Consider the following 17,175-nt stretch of genomic DNA (forward strand, 5'->3'; position numbering starts at 1 on the left):
AAGTGGTGGCGATGGACCGAGCTGCAGAGGTGACCTTCGCGTGGGCGCTGATGCACTCCGCGCGCGGGTTTCTTGATCAGACTGCGCACTCGTGGCTGTGCGCACAACTCGGTGCCGGGGAGGCTCAAGTGGTCATCCGCGATCTGCTCACCGGTTTCGTGAGCAGTTCGACGGCACTGCCCAGGGCGATGGCTCCGTCCCTGTGGTCCTGGCTCGACGGGTTCCACGGCAGCGACGCCGAGGCGGACCTGCGTGATATCGCTGCCCGGCTTCGGCTGACAGAGCCCGGCGCGGCCGATGCCGCGACCTCCGGCCCGGCGGCCAGGTTGGTGGCTCGCCAGACCGGTCGGGCTACTGACGGGTTCGCCCTCGTGCTGGTGCCGCCTGCGGTGTAGTTCGACTCGTCCGGGGTGGGGTGCGCCGCGGGCGACCTGGGCTAACCTGGTTGTCCCCACTCGCGTAGGTTCTTGGGGGAAGACAGCCGAGAACATCGCAGCATTGGACGAAAGCCATCATGTCTGAGCACCCGACCGACTCTGAGCACCAGAACGAGGACGTTCCTCCGAACCACCTCTCGATCGATCCGCGCAGTCCCCACTACAGCGAGGACGCCCTGATCCGCGGCGTGGGGATTCGCTTCAATGGCGTCGAGAAGACCAATGTGCACGAATACGACGTGGATGAGGGCTGGGTTCGCCTGGAGGTGCCCACCGCCAAGGACCGCCGCGGAAACCCGATGGTCGTCAAGGTCAACGGGACGGTCGAGCCGTTCTACCGTTCCGCGGACTAGACAGCACATTTTCCAGCCGTGGGTTCACAGCCTGCCGATGTCATGCGAATCCGGCGGATGGTCCGCGCCGACTGGCAGTGGATTGCGCCGTGGTTCGACGATGACGAGCTCTGTCACCGCCTTGGTCCGCTCGACGAGGAATGGCTTGAGCATGTTCTGGCCGAACACGAGGGCGTCCAACTGGTGGTCACCGATATCGACGGAGCGCCGATCGGCCTGGTGGGGTGTGCGTGGGACCCCGGGGGTGTTGCGCACGCAATCACCGACCTGGCCGTCTGTCCTTGGCGTAGGCGGGTAGGTCTGGGGCGTGACGTCTTGTCGTCGGTGCTGACGTGGGATGGACATCCGCGCGCACGGCGCTGGGTCGCCTTCGTCGACCCGGACAACCGGGCGGCCTCAGAATTCTTTGCCGCCGTCGGCTGGCATCTCGATGGTCTCGATGACGAGATGTATCGGTTCTCCCGCGACTTGTGAACCGGCGTCCTGAGCCGTTGTTCTGAACGCCCGTGCTGTGGTGCCCTGAGGAGTGCACCCGCTCATCGGGTGTACTCCCGGTGTGCTGGCCTGGACACGGAATCGTCGCTCGAGAGTGCTCACCGGTACCGGGTTTCGCGGTACTTCGGATAAAGCCCTGCGGATTTCGTGGCCGGCAGCAATGCCCGTACGCGTATCACCTGGTGGTCAGCAATTGAATTCGACTGGAGTCGAACAGATTTCATCAGTCGCCATTGATCGTCGTGGCGCCCAGTAGTTGCTCAGTGAAAAATGCTGTCAATAAACCAATTTCACTGTTGATCAGTGTTTCTGAGCCGACGCCCTACTGGCCGGTAACTGGGTAGCGGTTCGATATTTACTGTTGTGAAAGGTATTTCGCTCATTTCGTTGAATTGGTCACACGCCGTGCGAATCTCAAGATCAACTTCTAACGTTGATTCAAATAATGACGGGGTGAGAAGGGGCGACCAACGATGACGCGGCGGATGTTGACAGGGCCATCCGAGGGGTGGGATTGAGATGCGACGACTCTCAAGTCTGGATGCGCAGTTTTTCGCTGCCGAGCGTGCGGGCGCGGAGTCGCACTATTGCGGGTTGTCTATCTACGACACGCCGGACGATGCGCGGCCGATCACCGCTGGCACTGTCGCGCAGCGTATTCGGGAACGTATTGAGCACTACCCGCCGCTGCGCTGGCGAGTGGTCACCGTGCCATTCGGGTTGGACCACCCGATTTTCGAAACGGTGACCGTGGATCCGGCCGACCACGTACGCGAGGTCGAGTTGGATATCGCCGACGAGCAAGGCCTGCGAGCCGCCGTCAGCGACGACCTCAAGGTGCCGCTGGACCGCTGCAAGCCGCTCTGGCGGGTCACCGTGTTCCATGGGTTACCCGGGCACACCGCGGTGGCTTTCACGCTGCATCACGGTGTGGTGGACGGTATCAGCGCCAAAGAGGTTTTCGGGGTGTTGGTCGACGACGCAACCTCGTTGGGAGCACCGCCCGCGGCGCAGGGCGAGTCGTCCGGTGCGGTGAGCCGGCTCGGTCTGGCTGCACGGGCAGTGCTCGAGACGCCGATAGGTGCGGTGCAGAAGGTGCGCAATGTCGCTGGAAGCCTTGCCCACCTCGACCAGAGCCCGGTGCTGAGGTCGTTGCCCGGCGTACAGGAACTCGCGCGGCTGATTCGCCGTGACGGTTCCCCGTACGCGGTGCACGCCCCGCGTACCCGCTTCAACAGCCGGTTGTCGGGCACCCGGTCAAACGGTTTCGCCAGTGTGTCGCTGGAGGATGTCAAGACCGTCAAACGGCACCTCGGCGTCACCGTCAACGACGTGGTGCTGGCCGCCTGCGCCGGCGCGTTACGAAACCGGTTGCTGGCCAACGACGAACTTCCCGAAGCGCCGCTGCTGGCCTACATTCCGGTGTCTGTACGCGACCCCGAGCACCGGCGGTACGGCAATGCCATCACCTCGATCATCGCCCCGCTGCCGACCCATCTGAGCAATCGGCGCGACCGCGTCACGTTTGTCAGCGATGTCATGAAACGCGCCAAAGACCGCACCGCACAGACACCGCCGAGTCTGATGGCCGATGTCAACGACATCATCCCCACGCCGATGTTCCAGATGGCGGCGCGCGGCCTGATGGACGTCATCTGCTCTGCGCTGGTGCGCCCGCCGGTCAACTTGATCATGTCCAACGTGCCGGGGCCGACCGACGGGCTCACCCTGCTGGGCGCTCCGCTGCTCGCGCATTACCCGCTGAGTCTGATCTTCGACGGGATTGCCTTGAACATCACTGTGGTGAGTTACCGCGACGGTATGGACATCGGCGTCGTCGGCGATGCCGAGGCCGTGCCCGATGCGATGGACCTCGTCGAGGATTTGCGCACGGAATTCACGGCGCTGCTGCGGCTCACCACCGAGGACTGAGGAGATCCGGGTGTTCGGGCGGTGAACTGATCACCATCCGAACACCCGATCGTCCTCAGACGCCCGCGGGAGCGAGGCTCTCGGCCAACAGCCTGTTGCGTGCCTCGGTGTACTCGCGGCCCAGGCGTTCGACCAACCGTGCCGTCGAAGTGACCTCACGAATCGGGCCGATACCCTGGCCGGCGCCCCAGATGTCCTTCCACGCCTTGGCGTCGGTGTTTCCGCCCGAGCCGAAGTCCATCGCCGACGGGTCCGACTGCGGGAGATTCTGCGGGTCCAGGCCGGCCGCCTCGATGGAGCCACGCAGCTAATTACCGTGCACGCCGGTGAACAGATTGGAATACACGATGTCACTGGCACCGCTGGTGGTGATCATCTCCTTGTACGCGGGCTCGTTGCGCGCCTCGGTCGTCGCGAGGAACGCCGAACCGATATAGGCCAGATCGGCACCGGCGGCCTGCGCCGCGAGAATCGATCGGCCGTGACCGATCGCGCCGGAAAGCAGCAGCGGTCCGTCGAACCAGGCCCGAATCTCCTGCACGAGTGCGAACGGCGAGATGGTGCCGGCGTGCCCGCCTGCCCCGGCGGCCACAGCGATCAATCCGTCGGCACCCTTGTCGATGGCCTTGCGGGCAAAGGTGTCGTTGATGACGTCGTGCAGAACGATGCCGCCGTAGGAGTGGATGGCGTCGTTGACGTCGGCCCGGGCACCCAGTGACGTGATCACGATCGGCACCTTGAAATCGACGCACGCCTGCACGTCCTCTTCCAGGCGCTCATTGGATTTGTGCACGATCTGGTTCACGGCGTACGGGGCAGTCACCAGTTCGGGATGGTCATGCCGGCGGCGCTCCAACGTGGTGGAGATCTGCTCGAGCCACTCGCGCAGCGCGGGTGCCGGGCGCGCGTTGAGTGCGGGGAAGGAGCCCACCACGCCGGCGCTGCACTGGGCGATCACCAGCTCCGGGCCCGAGCAGATGAACAGTGGCGATGCCACGACGGGCAGGGCGAGATTGTTGCGGAGAAGATCGGGAAGGGGCATTTGGCAATCACTTTCGGTCGGTGTGGATGATGGGGGACAGCGGGGGTGGCGGCACCGAGCCGGGACGCGACGGCGCCAGTTCGTCAGCGGTTTCGGCGATCTCGCGCCAGAACGCGATGGAGGCCTTCTCGATCATCTGGCCGGCCTTCAACGTCGCCAGCGGATAGCCGAGATCGGGCCGATCCTGGTATCGCCGCTCCAAATCCGCGTAATAGGCAAGGCGTGCTTTACGTTCGACGATTTGGTTCTCGGCGAGCTCGCGCATGCTCGACGGGTCGACGAGCTCACCGAAATGCAGCTTGAGAAGCGCTTCGTCGTGGAGTTCGGCCGGCAGCGATGTCGTGGGGTCGCGAAGCCAATCGCGAAGGCAGTCAAGGCCTTTGTCGGTGATCGTGAAGAACTGACGCTTGCGCCCACCGTCTTCGGTCTCGGATCGCAGCAGTCCGGCAGCCTCCAGTCGGCGCGGCTCGCGGTACAGCGTCGCGTGTTGTAGCGGCCACAGGTAGGCGATGGACTCGGCGACGTACTGCTTGAGCTGGTACGAGGTCGTGGGGCCCCGCACGGCGGTCACCCCCAGAACCACATAGGACAGGTGGGTGACGCGGAAACCCTCGGACACCACTGCACCGTATCATTGATACGGTGAAGGCGACCAGTGATGGCGACAGGGAAATGGTCGTCTACCCTTGTGTGGTGCCTCACAGCACTGGCGCAGGACGGGATGGGTCACACGTGACACGTGATGGCCGGTTGCACGCGGTGCTGGCCGAACTGCGGTCGGTGACCAACGCCGACATGGTCGATGGCGCCGATCCCGCCGGTGTATCGCCGCAGGCGGCGCGGCAGGTGCTCGCCGACGCCTGGTCTACTTTGGCCGAAGCACTCGACGGTGACAACGAGGCGGTCGCGGTGCTCGCGGCGCTACGCGCGCTGGCGGGTGCCGACGCCGCAGTGACGCAGGCCACGAGTCGAACTCGTGGGCTCGGCGATGCGCTCGCCCGGCTGGACGCCGCGCCGTGCACCGTGACCGAGCTGATGGAACTGGCCCCCCAACTGGTCACCGGGCTCGGATTCGACAGGGCCATCTTCTCCCGCATCGTCGACGGGGTCTGGGTCTCGCACTCGGTCCACATCCCCGACGAACCGGATTGGGCCGCCGAGATCAACAGGGTCGGACAAGAGCAGTCCCAACCTCTGGTGCGTGGCCTGTTCGAGACCGAGATCGTGCGCCGTCGAGAGGCTCGGCTGGTCACCGACGTCCAGCACGAATCCCGAGTCCACCGGCCGATTGCCGATGCCTCTCGTTGCAGTTCCTATGTCGCCGCTCCCGTCATGGCCGGAGATCGTGTCGTGGCGCTGATCCATGCCGACCGCTACCGACAGCGCCGCGACACCGACGACGTCGACTGCGAGGTGCTCACCGCCTACGCACACGGGCTGGCGCTGGCGTTCAGCCGGGCGCGGGCCGCCGAGCGGCTGCACTCGGTGAGCGCGGCACTGCAATCGGTAGCCCGCGACTGTACCGAGGCCGCCATAGGTGTCGGTGACTATGCGCTGACTCCGGTCGGTCGTGACGAGGAACCGTCCGCACCGGTGCGTCAGGGCCTTCGGTCGGTTCGGAGGCTCCTCACCGCGCGCGAAGGCGAAATTCTCGAGCACATGGCCAACGGCCGCACCAACGCCGCGATCGCCGCCAAGCTGTTCATCTCCGAGGGCACGGTCAAACAACACGTCAAACACATCCTGCGCAAACTCGGCGCTGAGAACCGGGTGGAGGCCGTCGCCATGCTCTATCAGTCCCAAGCTGGGTGATCAGGCGGTCTGCACCCGAAGCGACTGCGTCGGACAACTGCGCGCCGCCTCCTCGACCTGATCACGCATACCGTCTGCGATATCGTCGCGCGGGGCGTGTACCCGGCCGTCGTCGCCCACCTCGAACACATCGGGTGCCAGCGCCTCACACATGCCGATACCCGAGCACCTGTCGATGTCGATGAGCACTCGCCACCCGCTCATGCCGGGGCGCCCGGGTCGAACGGCATGCTCAGCACGCCCCTGATGAAGTTGGTTCGCACCAGTTCCGGGACGCCGGTGCTGAAGTCGGGTGCCTGGGTGTAGAGCTCGCGGAACAGCGAGCGAAGCATGACCTTGGCGAGCTGGCTGCCAAGACAATAGTGGATCCCGCCCCCACCGAACGCCATATGCGGGTTGGCGCCTCGGCCGAGATCGAAAACGGTCGGATCGGCGAACACGGACTCGTCGCGGTTGCCCGACGCATACATCATGACCACCTTGTCGCCCGGCAGGATCTGCTGACCGCCGAGTTCGTACGGACTGACGCAGGTTCGGCGGAAGTTCTGTACCACCGAACCCCACCGCAGGAACTCTTCGATGGCCGGGTTGATCCTGCCGTCGAAGTCCTCCCACAGAAAGGCCCGTTGCTGCGGAAAATCGTTGAGCGCCTTGGCCGCCAAGCTCGACGTGTGCCGGGTCGTGTCATTGGCGGCCACCGAGAACAGCACCATGGTGGCACCGATCTCGAAATCGGAGAGCTTCTCGCCGTCGACCTCGGCACTCACCAGGGCCGACAGCAGATCCTCCCGTGGGGCGGCTCGGCGCTCGTCGATGAGCTCTTGGGTCATATCGTGAATGCGCAGGGCGGCCTCGATCTGCACCTCGGCGGGATCTCGGCCGGCCAGCAGGACCGGGTCGGCCCAGGCCTGCGTTTCATCGGCTGCGTGCACCACATCGGCCCGCATGTCCTCGGGGAATCCGAACATGTCGCCGAACATCTCAGTGGGCAAATGCCGGGCGATATCGGCCACGAAGTCGACCGCTTCGCCGGAGCGACCCTTGTCCACCGCGGCGGCAACGATGCGTTGGGCGCGGGAGGCGATATCGCCCTCGATGCGCCGGATCTGGCGGGGCGTGAACACCGAGCTGACCAATCGCCGGATCTTGTGGTGCTGCGGATTGTCCATTGCGAGAAAGGACATCGCCATCTCCAGGAACACCGGCGGCAGCATGTCGAACATGACGCCGTACCGGGACACGAACACGTCACTGTTCTGACTGATCTCGACGATATCGGCGTGCCGCACCACCGCCCAATAACCGGGATCATCGGGATCGGGGGAGACCGCGGTCTCGATGGGCGGTTGCCAGCTCACCGGGCGGTGCGCACGCAGCTCCGCGAAGATGGGTTCGCGGTCGGGCAGGTCCAGATCCCAGAACGCGTCGGTCGAGACATTGATCGGGTCATAGACCCTGGTGGCCGCGACGTCATTGGTGGGCGGAACGTCGACCGTATCGTCGTCGTCATCGAATGACAGATCGGCGCTGAACAATTCGTTGTCCACAGTGCTCATGGGTTTTCTCCGTCGTCGGCGTGGCTGAGCAGGATGTCATAGGGTTTCGGCGGCCGGCCCCCGGACAGATCCAGGTGAACGGTCTTGGTCTCGGTGTAGGCGTCCAACGCATCGGGCCCGAGTTCGCGGCCCAATCCGCTCTGTTTATATCCACCGAAGGGCACCTGACAGTTGATCTGGTGCGCGTCGTTGATCCATACGCTGCCGCAGGCGATACGCTCGGCCAGCTCCAGCGCCCTGGTGTTGTCCGAACTCCAGATACTCGCCGCCAGACCATATTCCGAGTCGTTGGCGATGGCCGCAGCCTCGTCCTCGTCGGCGTAGGGGATGACCACCAGGACCGGGCCGAACACTTCTTCCCGGGCGATCCGCATAGCGTTTCGCACGCCGGTGAGGATGGTCGGTGTCACCCAGAATCCCGGTTGGTCCAGCGCCTCGCCTCCCAGTGCGACAACGGCTCCCTCGGCAACCGCTGCCCGGATGTGGTCCAGAATGCGGCTCTGTTGTCTGCCATTGATCACCGGGCCCATATCGGTGTCCCAGTCACGGGTCGGACCCATGGTGATGGTCGTGGCTCTGGCCACCAAGCGAGAGACGAACTCGTCATGCAGCAATGCCGGAACCAAGGCGCGGGTACCGGATTCGCAGATCTGGCCGGAGTAGACGAAGCATCCGTAGAGCACACCGTCGACCGCGAGATCCAGATCGGCGTCGTCCAGCACGATCGAGGGTCCTTTGCCCCCGAGTTCGAGGGTGACCTGCTTGACGGTGCCCGCGGCCAGTCGCATGATCTCGCGGCCCACCGCGGTGGAACCGGTGAACGCGATCTTGCCGACGTCGGGATGGCCGGCCAACCGCGCGCCGGCGTCCGGTCCGTCACCGGTGACGACATTGAGCACGCCTGGCGGCAGTCCGTTGGCCTCCGCGATGCGCGCGAACGCCAGGATCGACAGCGGCGTGTGCTCGTCGGGTTTGACGACGACGCTGTTGCCGGCGGCCAGCGCAGGCCCGACCTTCCACAGCGTGAGCAGGAGCGGGAAGTTCCACGGCGCGATGGCCCCCACGACACCGATGGGCTCGCGGTGTACGACGGCCTGGCCAAGGGCCGGGAACGAGGTGATCGGCGCGGGACGCTGCCAGGCGTAGGTTTCAGCCAGATCGGCGAAATAGCTGAAATGAGCCAGGGCGTAACCGATGTGGAACCCGGTGGCCTGCCGTACCGTTGCGCCGTTGGCGCTCAGCTCCAGCTCGACGAGCTCCTCGGCGGCATCATTGGCCGCCGCGACGATCCGGCGCATGACGGCGGCGCGCTCCTGGGGAGTGCGGTGACGCCAGACCCCGGACTCGAATGTCGCGCGCGCCGCGGCCACGGCGTCGTCGACGTGGCCGGCATTGCCGTGTGCGACCGTGGCGACGGTGTCCCCGTTGCTCGGGTCGACGATCTCGCGGTGGCGTTCGGTGTCGACATCGCGTCCACCGATGAGCATCGAATGGTGTTGGAGAGCAACGCTTGTCATATCAGATCCTCGGATCCAGGACGATCTTGGTGGCCTCGCGCGCCTCGAACATCCGGTAGGCCTCGACTGCGGAGGACAACCCCATCCGATGGGAGATGATCGAACTGGGCCGCAGCTTGCCCGCGCAGTTCAGGGCGATGACCTCGTCCATGTACTCGGTGATATGCGAGACGCCCATCTGCAGCGTCACACCCTTGAGGTACAGCTCGCCGAATGGCAATGTGATCGCGTCCTCGTTGTACACACCCGGGATGGACAACGTGCCGCCCGCACGTACCAGTGTGATCGAGGACAACAAGGCCGATTCGTGGCCGACGGCGTCGATCACGACGTCAGCGCCGCGCCAGTCGGTCAGATCGAGCACCGCATCGGCCGGGTCGTCTTCGGACGCGTCCACAGCCACGGCACCGAGGTTGGCGGCCTCCTTGAGCCGGGCCGCGACCTTGTCGATGACGATCACCTGTGCGGCGCCCAGGATGTCGGCGGCCATGGCCGCGCACAGACCGACCGGGCCCGCGCCCACCACGGCGACGGTGTCGCCAGGGGTGATGGCCCGCGCGACCGCTTCGTATCCGGTGGTCATGATGTCGCCGGCGAAGAGGAAGTCGTCATCGCACGCCGAGCCGGTGTCAGGGATGGCCCGCGCGGTGCTGTCGGCATTGGGCACCACCACGTACTCGGCCTGTCCACCGGCCAGGTCGCCCAGCGCCAACCCGAGGCCGAAGATTCGCGAACCCGCACAGTTGCCGGGCTGATGGCGGCGGCACTGGTGGCAGGCTCCACAGCTGACCACACACGAGCTCACGACCCGATCGCCCTCGGCGAAGCGGCCGACGGCGGAACCCGCCGCGACGACGGTGCCGAGGAACTCGTGGCCCAGCACGATATCGGGCTCCAGTTCCAGGCGGCCCTCGTAGGGGTGCAGATCGGTACCGCAGATGGCGGTCCGTTCAACCCGGACCAAAACATCTGTGGGACTGGAGATCTCGGGTATCGGGAGCTCTGCGACCTCTACCCGGTACGGTTCGCGCAGGATCACCGCCCGCATGGTGTCAGGCATGCGTGCCGGCCTGGGCGTCCTTGACGGCGACCTTCTCGCGGTACATCGGGAACAGCGGCTTGGTCAACGGGACCAGCTTCAGGATCTTGTTGACCGGTCCCTTGGCCTTGACCTGCCCCTTGGCCAACCCGATCGCGAGGTTGTACTCACCCCGCCAGAACTGGTCGCCGGTGTCGCCGCGCATCAACAGGGTGACATCGGCCTTCTCGTCGCAGGGGCCGAAGATGACCTTGCTGTCCGGGCGGAAGACCATCGTCATCTCACAGTCGGGATCGGTGTAGATGACCCGCATGATGATGTTGGCACCTTTGAGCTTCGGGCCCGATTCGGGATGGTCGAGCGCGTCGCGGAAGACGCCCCCGATATAGGTGTCCAATTCGGCGGGGTCGATGAAAAAGCCCATGTCGGAAAGCTCCAGTTCTCACGGTGTGACGGGTGTCACCCATGTAAGCACCGCGTTCGAACTACAGGCAGCTGTCGTTGGTGAGCTCTTTCTATCCCCTTAGGGGTATCGCGTGCCGCTGCGAGGTGCCCGATGTCGAGACGTCAACGGGCACCTCAAGATGGGATGGGTCTACGGGGTGGTGGCAGTGATGAACCCGTTGATCAAGTCGGCGAGTTCGGCGCCGCGGTCCTCTTGCAGAAAATGCCCGCCGCCGGTGATGGTGGTGTGCGGTTGACCTTGCGCCCTCGGCACGTTGTTCAGGAACAGTCGGTGCTGGTCGACACCAGGGCGGGGAAGACGCGGGCCCCGGCCTGGGCGATCAGCCGATGACAGTGGTGACGGCGAGTGCGACCACACAGCCGGCGATCACCGCGGTGGTCAGTCCATATATGACGGTGCTGACCCGACCGACGGCGAACGCGCCCATCAAATTTCGGTCGCGCGCGATGCCGATCATCGCGATCAGGATCGGCAGCAGCAGCACGGCATTGAGGATCTGGGTGGCGACCAGAATGGTGACCAGGGGCACCCCGGGTAACAACACGGCGGCTGCCCCGGCGACGGTGACGGCCCCGAATGTCACATAGAACGTCCGTGCCTCTTTGAACGAGTCGTCCACTGCTCCCTCGGTGCCCGCGTACTCGCATACCGAGTACGCGGTCGACAGTGGCAACACCGAGGCAGCCAGCAGCGCGGCGCCCATGAGTCCGATGGCGAACAGGGTGGCCGCGGCACCGCCGGCCAACGGCTCCAATGCCCGAGAGGCATCGGCGGCATCGGTGATCTGTAATCCGTTCTCGTGCAGTGTCGCCGCGCACGCCACCACGACGAAGAATCCGATCACTCCCGTCAGCGCAGCCCCGGTGACGACGTCCACCCGCTCCAAGGGGAGATCGTCGGTGCGCAATTTCTTGTCGACCGCATAGGACTGGATGAACGACAGACCCCACGGCGCCAGCGTGGTGCCGACGGTGGCGGTCACGATGGCCAGCGCGGCGCCCGTGGCCGGCATCGAAGGCACCACGAGTCCGCGTGCGGCCGCACCCCAATCCGGTCCGGCCAGGATGCCCGAAGCGATGTAAGCGAGAAAGACCGTCGACAACAGCAACAACACATGCTCGACGCGATGAAAGCTGCCACGCAGCACCAGGAGTGAGACGATGACCGCTGCCGCAGGCACGCTGACCTGACGACTGATGCCGAACAGCTCCGAACCCGCCGCGATGCCCGCGAATTCGGCGCAGGTGGTTCCGATGTTGGCGACCACAAGGGTCGCCAGCGTGGCGCCGCCGACGCGTACGCCGTAGCGCTGGCGCACCAAACCGATGAGTCCCTGGCCCGTGACGACGCCCATCCGTGCCGCCAACCCGTGGAACAGGACGAGCGCGATGGTGGACAGCAACAACACCCACAGCAGCTGGTAGCCGAACTGAGCGCCGAGTACCGAGTATGTGGTGATACCAGCGGGATCATCGTCGGACAGGCCGGCCAGCAAGCCGGGCCCGAGGACGGCAATGAGTGCCGCGGCGGTCAGTTTGCCGCGTGGACCGGTCGTCATCGATGCCGCCGTGCCCGTCCCTGCGGCCACACCCGTGATCGCAGGAAGTGGCGCCCGAGCAGCCGCGGTGTGCGCTGAAGGCGCGTGCGCCACTGAGCCGCATGGGCGGACGGCATCGCGCTGACGATCCGTTCGACATCACGATCCGGCAGTGCCCGCAGCACTCGCTCCCCGGTGTCGGGATTCACCCGGACCGCTGAAGCGGCTACCGCAGAGGGGTAGCCTGCGACCACCTCGGCGGCCGCAGACACGTCCAGCCGACCGATCAACTGGGCCAGCGCGTCAGCGTCGAGACGGTGGACAGCAGCCCGCGGGGTCGACAGCGCGATCGCGTGGCCGTGGTCGGAAGTCGGGTGCAGATCGGCCCACGCCACGGTGTCGTGCCGCGCATGCCCGGTGAGCCTGGCCAATCCCAATCTTCGCACTACCCCGGCGAATCCGACGTCGACGCCGATCGCCTCCAGCGTTGTGCCCCGACTCATCAACAGAACGTCGGAGACCCTGGCTATTCGGCGACCGACGACATCGAGGACCTGGGTATCCAGCACATCGCGGTGCAGCCAGATCTCTGTGTCGTCCCTGGGCAAGTTGGCGGTACCGACGCCGGTGTCCAGCGCGAGACCCCTCGCCGTGCAGCTCAGGACCGCCGACCACGGGGCGGCCAACGGGGCACCGTGTCGGCGGGCGACGAGTAGGCCGGTCACCGGCGCTGGCTCCCGGAGCCCGGTGAACGGGACACACAGATCGTCGAGGCGACCGACGCAACGGCCGGCGGGGTTGTGAACGCGCAGACCGATCAGCTCACTGAGCAATACGGGTCGGGGTCTGACGCCGTCGGTCGACGGCAAGGTGGCCGGCACGATCGTGTCCTCCTGACCTGCCCCTACACCGAAGGCACTGCCGAGGCCACGGTATCGGTCAGGGGGTGAAGTCGGCGGGTAACTCGATATCGGCGATGGCGACGTTCTCTTCCAGATGGGCCACCGAGGAGGTGCCCGGGATCAACAGCACGTTGGGTGCCACCGACAGCGTCCAGGCCAGCGCGATCTGGGCCGGGGTACGGCCGAGCTCGGTGGCCGCATTCTGCACCGCGACATTGCCGAGCACCGGATTGTCGGTGGTGAAACCGGAGCCCAGCGGGAAGAACGGCACGAAGGAGATACCGTGTTCGGTGCACAGGTCGAGCACCGGCTGCGAGGAGCGGTCGACCAGGTTGTAGGCGTTCTGCACGGTGACGATCTCGGTGCGGTCCAGCGCAATTCGTAGGTGCTCGACCGAGACGCTGGACAGTCCGATCCCGGCGATCAAACCCTCGTCGCGGGCCGCGATCATGGCGGTGAGCTGGCGGTCGAACAGCTCCCGGTCCACCGGGCCCACACTGTTGGGATCACCGGAATGGATGCGCAGGTTCACCGCTGCGAGGCGATCGATACCCAAGGTTTCCAGGTTGGTCTCGATATCGGCGCGCAGTTCATCGGGTTGCTGCGCGGACAGCCACTCGCCCTGTTCGCTGCGGCGGGCGCCGACCTTACTGACCAGAGCGAGGTTTTCGGGGTAGGGATGCAGTGCCTCGCGGATGAGCTCGTTGGCAACGTCGGGTCCGTAGAACTGGGCGGTGTCGATATGGTCCACGCCAAGCTCGACGGCCCGCTTCAGCACGGCGATGGCCTGATCATGGTCGCGCGGCGGGCCCATCACACCGGGGCCGGGCAACTGCATGGCGCCGAATCCGATGCGTTTCACGGTGAACGGGCCCAGCGGGAATGTTGTCGTCATGGGTCACACTACCTCGCCACCGGCGGGATTATTCCGCGATCGCCGGCGCGTGGAGGGCTTGTCGGGGGTCGGGTGGATAGTGCATGCAAAGAGCGCTGCCGAGGGTGGCGGCGTCGATCGGGGTTGGGGGACACCATGGGAAACAGAGCCAACATCGTGTTGGTAGACCACGACGGCTGGCAGCTGCGATACGCGCACTGGGCCGGCTGTCGAATGCTCGACGCGCTTCTGGCCGGGCCGGAGATGGCTGTGCGCTACATCCGGGACCAGCAGACCAGCGACTTCTGGACCGACGAGCTGTGGGCGGATGGCGGCCTGCTGCTCGATCTCACCGAGCACCGGTTGCTGTTCTTCGGTGAAGAACTCATGGCGACCATGAACGAACGCCGGGCCATGTTCGAAGTTCTGGTTCTGCTGTGGCCGGGTTACACCATCTCGTGGGCGTACGGTGCGACGGCGGAGATCGCGGCATATGTGGGGGCACAGGCATCGTTGCGCGACATGCCATCCGAACCCGAGCTGACCCTGGCCGAGGACACTGGGCGGCTGCATCATCTCGTCACCGTCATCGACCGCATCGGTCGGGTGCGCGCGTGGCCGCTGTGGTGGGGCAGCAGCGCGGCGTGGCTCGGTCCGGACCTGCTCGACAGCTTGCCCGGGCCCGGTGAACCGGCCTTGCAGCTGGGGGTGATTCCAGAGAGCGGCGTCTATGTCAACGTGCCGAACAAGACGCTCGGGGTGTGGATGACCCGCCCCGTACCGGGCTTGTTGCGATGGTTGCCACAACTGTGGCCTGGGTGGCGGACCGAGTTCTGGGAGGACCGTTTCGAAGAACACCTGCGACGGTGTGGCGGGCAGATCACCGCTCCCATGGTCGATATCGACTCCGGCGTCGCCGAGGCGCAGTCATGGCTTCGGAAAAGGGTCTTTCAGAGCGATGCGGACAGTCCGGCAGGCCGGATCGCGCATCTGGCCGAACTGTTGGCGGACGCTGATCTGCCGACTCCGGAGATCAGTCCGGCGGCGGTGGTGGGCGGAGGGGCACGGCCGACGGCGCAGGAGTGGGAACGATTCGAGCACGCCTGTGCTGCGGTGCGCGCCTCGGTCAGGGCGGCATGATGCGGTGACGCGTTTGCGTCGCCTTGATCCGTCCTGCGCGCCATCGGGTATCTCTCGATTCGGCTACCGCGGCGGTGCGCGCAGGCTATGAATCAAGGGGTGAGCAACCACCACGTGAACCTGAGCCCGCACGAGGAATCCCTGATCGACGAAAGCCATCCCGAAGCGCTGACCCGGATGGACGAGAAGTCACTCAAAGAGCTGCAGAGCCGATTGCGCACTGCGCGGGAGAAGAACTTCAGCCTGCTGCGCAGGCAGGGCGCGGCGCGGGTCGAGGCCGAGGGCAGCCGCGGCGCGGCCGCGCAGGCCAACGAGAAGCGCAGTGAGAAGGTCGACGTCTTCGGCGACGCGCTGGCGCGGGTCGATCAGCGTCTGCAGGAGCTCGCCACATCCGACTGAGTGCGTCCGGCCGAGCGCCGCCGAGTGTGCAACCACTGCGGTGATCACGCGAATCTGTCGCAGTGCATGCACAGTCGGTATCGGGCGTCAGCGCTGCGGCGGGACGGCAATCAGGTGATGTGACACCGGCTTTCCCTGCGCGTACCGTTCGACGTTCTGCTCGATCACCAGGTCCTGTCCGGTCTGACGGGTGTGGTGCTGATGAAGGTGCTCGCCCCAGGACCGCACGATGAACGTCTCCACAAAGGTGTGCTCGCGTTCGACACTGCGGTACAGCCGCCATCTGGCCGCTCCGGTGCGCTGCCGGGACCTGCCCAGCACCGCCATCGCCGCCAGGAACTGCGCTTCGTCCTCGGGCGGGACGAGATAGTCGGTCATGACGAGCACCGGACCGTCGAGGGGTTCGGGCTCGATCACCAGCGACGGCTCGGGCCAGTGTGAGGACGGGCTCAGATCGATGTTGCCGGTCTTGGCGTGCAGGGGCCACCACAGTGTGGAGACCGCGCAGCCGACCAACAGGCCCGCGCTGACCAACAGGCTGGTCACCGGCGTGGCCGCGCCCGCCAGCACACCCCACAGGATCGACCCGAGCGCCTGCCCGCCCATGAAGATCAGCTGATACACCGACAACCCCCGGGCTCGAACCCACCCGGGCAGGCTCAGTTGCATCGAGGCATTGAGAGTGGACAGACACAGCAGCCACGCCGTCCCGCCGAACACCAGCGCCACGAGCACCACGGCGAACTGGTCCACCAGCGCGAGAACGGCTGTCGCCGCGGCGAATCCGGTGGCGGCCAACGCCAGAAGGGTGTTCTCCCCGAACCTGGACCGTAGCCGGGACAGGCCCACGGCGCCCAAGACCGCGCCCAGTCCGAGTGCACCGAGCAGCAACCCGTACCCAGATGACGTCAATCCCAGCTTCCGGTCGGCGATCACCGGCAGCAGGCCCCACAGTGCGCTGGCCGGAGCGATGAACAGTGCAGTACGCAGCAGGATCCGACGCACGATGGGGGAGCTTCGGATGTATCGTCCGCCGGCGCTCAGCGCCGCCAGCGCCCGTTCCGACGGAAAATTCTGGTCGACGGTGGGCCTACGCCAGAGCACCAACACGATCACCGTACCGACGAAGGACACCGCGTTCAGCGCGAACACGACGGTGGGCCCCGACAGCGACACCAGCGCCCCGGCGATCGCCGGTCCGATGGCGCGGGCGCCGTTCATGCTCATGCTGCCCAGTGCCGCGGCTGCGGGGATTTGTGCTGCGGGAACGAGATCGGGCTGAATGGCCTGCCAGGCCGGCATGGTCAGTGCCTGACCGCACCCGATCAGGAACAACAGCAGCAGCAGGACCGTGGGGGTGGTCAGTCCGGTGCCGGTCAGCACCGCGAGCAACGCGACCGCGGATGCCATCGCCCCCTGGGTCGCGATGAGCAGCCGTCGCCGGTCGATCAGATCGGCCAGCACTCCGGAGGGCAGCGCCAGCAGCATGACCGGCAGCGTGGTGGCGGTCTGTACCAGGGGCACGAGCACGGCCGCTCGCGGATCACCGACGAGCATCCACTGGGCGCCCACCATCTGCATCCAGGTGCCGAGATTGGAGACGAACTGCGCGATCCACAACGCCCGGAAGACCGGCGACCGTAACGGCGCCCAGGTCGTCACCGGTGAGCTCAC

At 65.8% G+C, this 17,175-nt stretch carries 18 protein-coding genes and 1 pseudogene; 7 read left to right on the plus strand and 12 right to left on the minus strand.

Features of this window, described 5'->3' with window-relative positions; all coding sequences use genetic code 11:
• The first annotated feature begins 11 nt into the window (after positions 1-11).
• From IC40_RS0121155 to IC40_RS0121170, 4 genes are all read left to right on the plus strand, one after another.
• Positions 12-395, plus strand: a complete 384-nt coding sequence (locus IC40_RS0121155) for a hypothetical protein (RefSeq protein WP_138158117.1) — start codon at positions 12-14, stop codon at positions 393-395.
• A 119-nt stretch (positions 396-514) separates the two neighbouring features.
• Positions 515-790, plus strand: coding sequence for a DUF3297 family protein (locus IC40_RS0121160; protein WP_030136677.1), 276 nt, complete (start codon positions 515-517; stop codon positions 788-790).
• 18 nt (positions 791-808) lie between these two features.
• Positions 809-1,264 (plus strand): GNAT family N-acetyltransferase, encoded by a 456-nt coding sequence (locus IC40_RS0121165; protein ID WP_234411601.1) that lies wholly within the window; start codon positions 809-811, stop codon positions 1,262-1,264.
• A gap of 540 nt (positions 1,265-1,804) precedes the next feature.
• Positions 1,805-3,217, plus strand: a complete 1,413-nt coding sequence (locus tag IC40_RS0121170) for a wax ester/triacylglycerol synthase family O-acyltransferase (protein WP_042509745.1) — start codon at positions 1,805-1,807, stop codon at positions 3,215-3,217.
• 55 nt (positions 3,218-3,272) lie between these two features.
• On the opposite strand, the pseudogene IC40_RS26655 reads toward IC40_RS0121170, so the two are convergent.
• Positions 3,273-4,259: pseudogene (locus IC40_RS26655) on the minus strand (NAD(P)H-dependent flavin oxidoreductase).
• 7 nt (positions 4,260-4,266) lie between these two features.
• On the minus strand, positions 4,267-4,878 hold the full coding sequence (locus IC40_RS0121180) for a PadR family transcriptional regulator (protein ID WP_158631984.1): 612 nt from the start codon (positions 4,876-4,878) through the stop codon (positions 4,267-4,269).
• A gap of 113 nt (positions 4,879-4,991) precedes the next feature.
• Here IC40_RS0121180 and IC40_RS0121185 point away from each other — a divergent pair, with 113 nt between their 5' ends.
• On the plus strand, positions 4,992-6,071 hold the full coding sequence (locus IC40_RS0121185; RefSeq protein ID WP_051644404.1) for a LuxR C-terminal-related transcriptional regulator: 1,080 nt from the start codon (positions 4,992-4,994) through the stop codon (positions 6,069-6,071).
• Here IC40_RS0121185 and IC40_RS0121190 read toward each other — a convergent pair whose 3' ends face one another.
• The 9 genes from IC40_RS0121190 to IC40_RS0121230 form a co-directional block, all read right to left on the minus strand.
• On the minus strand, positions 6,072-6,275 hold the full coding sequence (locus IC40_RS0121190) for a ferredoxin (protein ID WP_030136682.1): 204 nt from the start codon (positions 6,273-6,275) through the stop codon (positions 6,072-6,074). It lies immediately after the preceding gene.
• A complete protein-coding gene (locus IC40_RS0121195; RefSeq protein ID WP_030136683.1) occupies positions 6,272-7,627 on the minus strand; it encodes a cytochrome P450 in 1,356 nt (451 codons plus the stop codon). The genes IC40_RS0121190 and IC40_RS0121195 overlap by 4 nt, the downstream gene beginning before the upstream one ends.
• The gene (locus IC40_RS0121200) at positions 7,624-9,144 is read right to left on the minus strand and encodes an aldehyde dehydrogenase family protein (RefSeq protein ID WP_030136684.1); all 1,521 of its coding nucleotides are present in this window, start codon (positions 9,142-9,144) and stop codon (positions 7,624-7,626) included. The genes IC40_RS0121195 and IC40_RS0121200 overlap by 4 nt, the downstream gene beginning before the upstream one ends.
• 1 nt (position 9,145) lies before the next feature.
• Positions 9,146-10,204, minus strand: coding sequence for an alcohol dehydrogenase catalytic domain-containing protein (locus IC40_RS0121205; protein WP_051644405.1), 1,059 nt, complete (start codon positions 10,202-10,204; stop codon positions 9,146-9,148).
• A complete protein-coding gene (locus tag IC40_RS0121210) occupies positions 10,197-10,607 on the minus strand; it encodes an SCP2 sterol-binding domain-containing protein (RefSeq protein ID WP_030136686.1) in 411 nt (136 codons plus the stop codon). Before IC40_RS0121210 ends, IC40_RS0121205 begins: the two co-directional genes overlap by 8 nt.
• 171 nt (positions 10,608-10,778) lie before the next feature.
• The gene (locus IC40_RS28480) at positions 10,779-10,901 is read right to left on the minus strand and encodes a hypothetical protein (protein ID WP_267880948.1); all 123 of its coding nucleotides are present in this window, start codon (positions 10,899-10,901) and stop codon (positions 10,779-10,781) included.
• A gap of 67 nt (positions 10,902-10,968) precedes the next feature.
• Positions 10,969-12,207, minus strand: a complete 1,239-nt coding sequence (locus IC40_RS0121220; protein WP_030136687.1) for an NRAMP family divalent metal transporter — start codon at positions 12,205-12,207, stop codon at positions 10,969-10,971.
• The gene (locus IC40_RS0121225; protein ID WP_234411600.1) at positions 12,204-13,067 is read right to left on the minus strand and encodes a magnesium and cobalt transport protein CorA; all 864 of its coding nucleotides are present in this window, start codon (positions 13,065-13,067) and stop codon (positions 12,204-12,206) included. The genes IC40_RS0121220 and IC40_RS0121225 overlap by 4 nt, the downstream gene beginning before the upstream one ends.
• Before the next feature lie 58 nt (positions 13,068-13,125).
• Positions 13,126-13,983 carry an oxidoreductase gene (locus IC40_RS0121230; RefSeq protein ID WP_030136689.1) on the minus strand — a complete coding sequence of 286 codons (858 nt, stop codon included), beginning with the start codon at positions 13,981-13,983 and terminating at the stop codon, positions 13,126-13,128.
• Positions 13,984-14,118: 135 nt separating this feature from the next.
• Here IC40_RS0121230 and IC40_RS27380 point away from each other — a divergent pair, with 135 nt between their 5' ends.
• Together IC40_RS27380 and IC40_RS0121240 are read left to right on the plus strand one after the other, a co-directional pair.
• Positions 14,119-15,102, plus strand: a complete 984-nt coding sequence (locus IC40_RS27380; RefSeq protein WP_081843510.1) for a hypothetical protein — start codon at positions 14,119-14,121, stop codon at positions 15,100-15,102.
• Positions 15,103-15,201: 99 nt separating this feature from the next.
• On the plus strand, positions 15,202-15,501 hold the full coding sequence (locus IC40_RS0121240; protein ID WP_051644411.1) for a hypothetical protein: 300 nt from the start codon (positions 15,202-15,204) through the stop codon (positions 15,499-15,501).
• Positions 15,502-15,588: 87 nt separating this feature from the next.
• Here the strand turns inward: IC40_RS0121240 and IC40_RS0121245 are convergent, their stop codons facing one another.
• Entirely contained in the window at positions 15,589-17,175 is a 1,587-nt protein-coding gene (locus IC40_RS0121245; RefSeq protein WP_030136692.1) for an MFS transporter, read from the minus strand.

It is taken from the genome of Mycolicibacterium neoaurum ATCC 25795 (genome assembly GCF_000691525.1).
Lineage (GTDB): Bacteria > Actinomycetota > Actinomycetes > Mycobacteriales > Mycobacteriaceae > Mycobacterium > Mycobacterium neoaurum.